Consider the following 4,975-nt stretch of genomic DNA (forward strand, 5'->3'; position numbering starts at 1 on the left):
GCGGGCGGCGTGCCCGCCCAACTGGTGCAGCATGGCCGCCAGCGGGGTGTAGGTGGTCTGGGCGGCGGCGCGGCGGCGGGCCCGCAAGGCGCGGGTGACGGGCCGGATGAACATGCGGCGAACAAGCCCGAAGGGGGCCAGCAGCGCGCCCACCGCCAGCACCGGCACGGAACGCTCGGGGGCGGTGTCCAGACGCATGCGGCCGTTCACCCCGTTGAGGATGAACGAGATGATCAGCGACAGCGAAAGGTACAGCACCGTGGCGGCGCTGGTGGCCTCGAAGCCCTTGAATGTCAGCGATTCCACCTGCTGGGCATGCCAGGTAAGTTCCGCCACGCCCACCACCATGGCCAGCGACGAGTTCTTCATGTTGTTCAGGAACTCGCTGCCCAGCGGTGGAATGATGGCCCGGAACGCCAGCGGCAGGATGATGGTGCGCAGCACCTGGAAATAGGACAGGCCGGAGGAGTAGGCGGCTTCCAGCAGCCCCTTGGGGATGGACTGGAGCCCGGCGCGGATGACTTCGGCCATGAACGAGGCGGTGTAGATGGACAGGCCGATGGTGGCACACCAGAACTCGAACTGGATGGAGAACAGCGCCTCGCGCGCGTTGTCGGGCAGAATGGCCGGAAAGGCGAAATACCAGAAGAACAGCTGGATGAGCAGCGGCGTGTTGCGGAAGAATTCGATGACGCAGGTGGCCGTGGCCCGCAACGGGCGGAACAGCGAAAGCCGCGCAAGGCCCAGCATGGTGCCCAGCAGCAGCGCAAGGGCCGAGCTGATCAGCGAGATGCGCACCGTGTTGGCAAGGCCCTTCAGGATTTCCGCGCCCATGACCACGCCGTAGGTCTCGTTGCGCGTGAAGAGCATGCTCCACTTGAACTCGTAGCCGAAGTCGAAGACCCAGCCGCAATAGTAGATGGCGAACGCCGCCAGCGAGATGAGGACTGCGTTCTGGACCCAGGTCTTTTCCAGCCAGTATCGGATCATGTGCCGTTCCGGAGAGGGGCGCGCCATGCCCTGCGGGGTGCGGTGGCGGCGGCGCGTGCGTGGTCGTGGTACTTGTGCGGGCGTGCGGTCGCAGGGTTGCCGCCCGTCCGCGCGCTGGTGCGCGGGTCTTCAACAATACGCAAGCCCGGACGGGCCGGGCTTGCGCACAATGTTCAGCAGGTGTGGACCGTTAGGGCCACATTTCGATCTGGCCGGCCAGCGGCATTTCGAACGGGGTGCCCGGGCCGTACCACTTGTTGTAGATGGACTTGTAGGTGCCGTCCTTCCACATGTCCTGGATGGCGGCGTTCACGGCGTCACGCAGGGCGGAATCGTCCTGGGGCATGGCCATGCCGTAGGGTTCGTCGGACAGGAAGTCGCCCACCAGTTCGAACTGGCCGGGGGTCTTGGCGGCGTAGCCGACCAGGATCGAGGCGTCGGTGGACCAGCCGGCCACGCGGCCGTTCTGCAGCGCCTGGAAGCACTCGGATTCCTTCTGGTAGGAAATCACGTTGGTTTCGTAATTGGGGTCACCCGCTTCCTTCAGGGCGCGGCGCACGTTCACTTCGGAGGTGGTGCCCTGCATGGTGGCGATCTTCTTGCCCACCATGTCCTTCACGGACTTGAACTGGCCCTTCTTGGACAGGATCTTCTGGCCGTCGAAGAAGTAGGTCAGCGAAAAGTCGACCGACTTGTCGCGCTCGCGGGTGTGGGTCATGTTCGACACGGAAAGGTCGATCTGGCCCGACTGCACGAGGGCGATGCGGGTCTTGTTGTTCACCTGGACGCGTTCGATCTCGACGCCCATGCGCTTGGCCACTTCGGTGGCCATGTCGTAGTCGAAGCCGCCCCATTCGCCCTTTTCATTGTAGAAGGCGCCGGGGATGGAGTCGGTCATGATGCCGACGCGGATCTTCTTTTCCTTCTGGATGCGGTCGAAGACCGGACCGGCCATGGCCACGGAGGCCATCAGCACGGTAAGGGCCGAAGCCATTGCAAGCAGTTTGACCAAGCGCATATCCTTCTCCCTGTTTTGGGTTGCCCATGGCCCCCGCACATGCGGGCAGGCCCCCTGCGGGGCTGCGGTCCCTTCGGCAAAAGGAACGTCGGGCCGACAACGGCAAGAAAGGCTCAACGGTCAGAACACGTCGCGGCAGACATGTTATGGCAATGCGTAGCGCGGAAAACCGTCTTCAAGGCCGAACAAGACGGGGCTGCCTTCTGATGAAAGCAGCCCCTAGTGCGTGAGAATCTTGCTGAGAAATTCCTTGGTGCGGTCGTGAACGGGGTTGCTGAAGAACGCCTCGGGGGTGTTTTCTTCCACCATGACGCCCTGGTCCATGAAGATGACCCGGTCGGCCACTTCGCGGGCAAAGCCCATTTCGTGCGTCACGCAGACCATGGTCATGCCCTCGCGGGCAAGCTGGCGCATGACGTCGAGCACCTCGTTGATCATTTCCGGGTCCAGCGCGCTGGTGGGTTCGTCGAACAGCATGATGCGCGGCTTCATGGCCAAGCCGCGCGCGATGGCCACGCGCTGCTGCTGCCCGCCGGAAAGCTGGCCGGGGTAGGCGCCCGCCTTGTCGGGAATGTTCACCTTTTCCAGCAGTTCCATGGCCGTCTTTTCGGCTTCGGCGCGGGGGGTGTTGCGCACCAGCAGGGGGGCCAGGGTGATGTTTTCCAGCACGGTCATGTGCGGATACAGGTTGAACTGCTGAAAGACGAAGCCCACCTCGGCGCGCAGCATGGTGAGGTTGGTGCGCGGGTCGTTGATGTCCACGCCGTCGACGACGATGTGGCCCTTCTGGATGGGCTCCAGCTTGTTGATGCAGCGGATCAGCGTGCTCTTGCCGGACCCGCTGGGCCCGCAGATGACGACAACCTCGCCCTGCTTGATTTCAAGGGTGATATCCTGCAGCACATGCAGTCCGCTGGCGTACCACTTGTGCACATGGTCGAATTTGATCACGCGGTGCTCCACGGTTCGGTCTGGGCGGGCTGGGGCGGTCTTGTGCATGGTCCCGCGCACGATCGTGCGCGGTGCGGCAGTCGGGCGGATGAGGCCGTGGCGGCTGCCGACGCGCCCCGCGCCTGCGAAGTAGCAGAATACGGGATTACGGGCAACCCGTGAGGTTACGCTTTTGACATTAATGTTTCAATTCACGGCGTTGCGTCACGGTTACGCTGCAGGCCCGCATCGGGTATCGCCCTTGATGGCGGGCGGTTGGCACGACTGAAGGCTGTTGCGGCCCCGGTACGATGACGTGTTTTTGCGAAATTGTCAGCGATTGGCAGGGGTGCCCCTGCCATTTGCACGCGCGTTGCCGCAGGTGCGGAGGGTTACGTCGCATCGCGCGGACCGCCGCAAGGTTGGGCGGCATGAGGACAGCCTGGCAACCCGGGGCAGCCTGGCCAGTGGGGCCAGCGGGACTGGGGGAGGCCGGGGGGGCAGTGGGCCAACAACCATGCAACCCGACAATCAGGCAACCCGACAGCTCGACACCCCGCCAGCGTGCCGGGCAGGCAATCCGGCAGCCTCCAGTTCCGCAGGGGGGGAGAATCAATCCCGGGCCGGGGTGTCGCAGGGCAGCAGGAAGAAGAAGGCATTGCCGCCCTCCTGCGCCTCGTAGCCCACGCGACCACCGTGCAGGTCCACGATTTCGCGCACGAAATGCAGGCCGTGCCCGGTGCCGTATTCGCCAAGGGTGTTGGACCCCCGGAAGTCCGGTTCGAACAGGTGGGGGGTGTCGGTGGCGGACACGGCGGGACCGGTGGTGAACACCTCGACCCGCGCCCCGCATCTGCCGGGGCCGAAGGCGTCGGCCACACGGCAGATGCGGCAGTGCACGGCCTGGCGCCGCGCGCCCGGGGTGGGGCGGGTGTACTTCACGGCGTTGGACAGCAGGTTGGCCAGCACCTGGCTGATCAGTCCCACGTCGGCGGAAACGCGCACGTGTTCGCAGTCCGGGCGCATGTCCATGAGTACCTTGATGCCCTTTTCCTCCAGCCGTGACCGGAAGCGTTCGAGCTGCGGCACCACCACGCGCTGGGCGATGTCGATTTCCGTCTTCTGGAGCACGTAGTGTCCCTGGTCGAAGTGGCTCTGGCGCAGCAGCGTTTCCAGAAACAGGCTGGATTGCAGGAAGTGGCGGTAGATTTCGCGGTACTGCTCGTCCAGCCGCTCGTGCAGGTAGCCCAACTGGCGGATGGCCTCCGCTTCCGGTCCGCTGGGCATGCGCCCGCCCGCGCTGAGGGTTTCGCGCAGTTCGCCCATGGCCTGTATCTTGCCTTCCAGCTGCCGGAACAGCAGCTTGAAGTACATGTTGGGCACGATGACGTTGTGGCCGATGTCGTGCACCAGGCTGCGAATGAACCGGATATGCTCGCGGTTCTTCATGTGCAGCAGCCGGTTGTGCAGTTGGAAGCCTACGCGGTTGGCGTATTTTTCGTAGTAGAAGCGGTCGTGATCGGTAAGGGGGGCTGCGGGGTGCAGCACCATCATGCCCAGCACGTCGCCCACGGGAGTGAAGGGCAGGCTTTCGCGGTCAGCATGGCGGCCCCGCACGGGGATGCGGTACTGCCCGTCCTGCATGTGCGGTCCCTCCGCCAGGTGGTCGCGCTGGGGCGGGCTGCCCGCGAAGGGGGGCATGTCCGGGTTGCGGCGCACCAGCGTGCCGGAGGCGTCCAGCACGTACAACTCGGCCTGCATGTCGAACAGGATGCGCGGCACCAGCACGGCCAGGGCGTACAGATCGGGCAGGGCGTCGAATTCCTGGGCCAGGTCGAAGAACACATTGAATGCGCAGATTTGCCGCGCGCTGAAGTTGTAGCGCGTGTAGTCGGCCAGCTTGGCATGGATGCGTTCGGAAACGTGGTCGGCGCCCAGCACGGGCGGCGGAGCGGGCGGAGAAGAGTTGGACGGCGGGGCGGGGGGAGCGGGTGGAGCCGGGGGGGGGGGGGGCTGTTCGGACGTCATGACAACCTG

At 64.8% G+C, this 4,975-nt stretch carries 4 protein-coding genes; all 4 read right to left on the reverse strand.

What is annotated here, in order from left to right; genetic code table 11:
- Positions 1–990 (reverse strand): amino acid ABC transporter permease (locus FVW27_RS07775; RefSeq protein ID WP_167124100.1); only part of this gene is annotated, 990 nt, incomplete at its 3' end.
- A gap of 190 nt (positions 991–1,180) precedes the next feature.
- Positions 1,181–2,008: a transporter substrate-binding domain-containing protein gene (locus tag FVW27_RS07780; RefSeq protein ID WP_167124102.1), complete on the reverse strand. Its 828-nt coding sequence runs from the start codon at positions 2,006–2,008 to the stop codon at positions 1,181–1,183.
- Between the two features lie 219 nt (positions 2,009–2,227).
- Positions 2,228–2,959: an amino acid ABC transporter ATP-binding protein gene (locus FVW27_RS07785; protein ID WP_015946413.1), complete on the reverse strand. Its 732-nt coding sequence runs from the start codon at positions 2,957–2,959 to the stop codon at positions 2,228–2,230.
- A gap of 591 nt (positions 2,960–3,550) precedes the next feature.
- Entirely contained in the window at positions 3,551–4,966 is a 1,416-nt protein-coding gene (locus FVW27_RS07790) for a sensor histidine kinase (RefSeq protein WP_208294691.1), read from the reverse strand.
- Positions 4,967–4,975: the final 9 nt, after the last annotated feature.

The organism is Nitratidesulfovibrio liaohensis (assembly GCF_011682075.1).
Classification (GTDB): Bacteria; Desulfobacterota; Desulfovibrionia; order Desulfovibrionales; family Desulfovibrionaceae; genus Cupidesulfovibrio; species Cupidesulfovibrio liaohensis.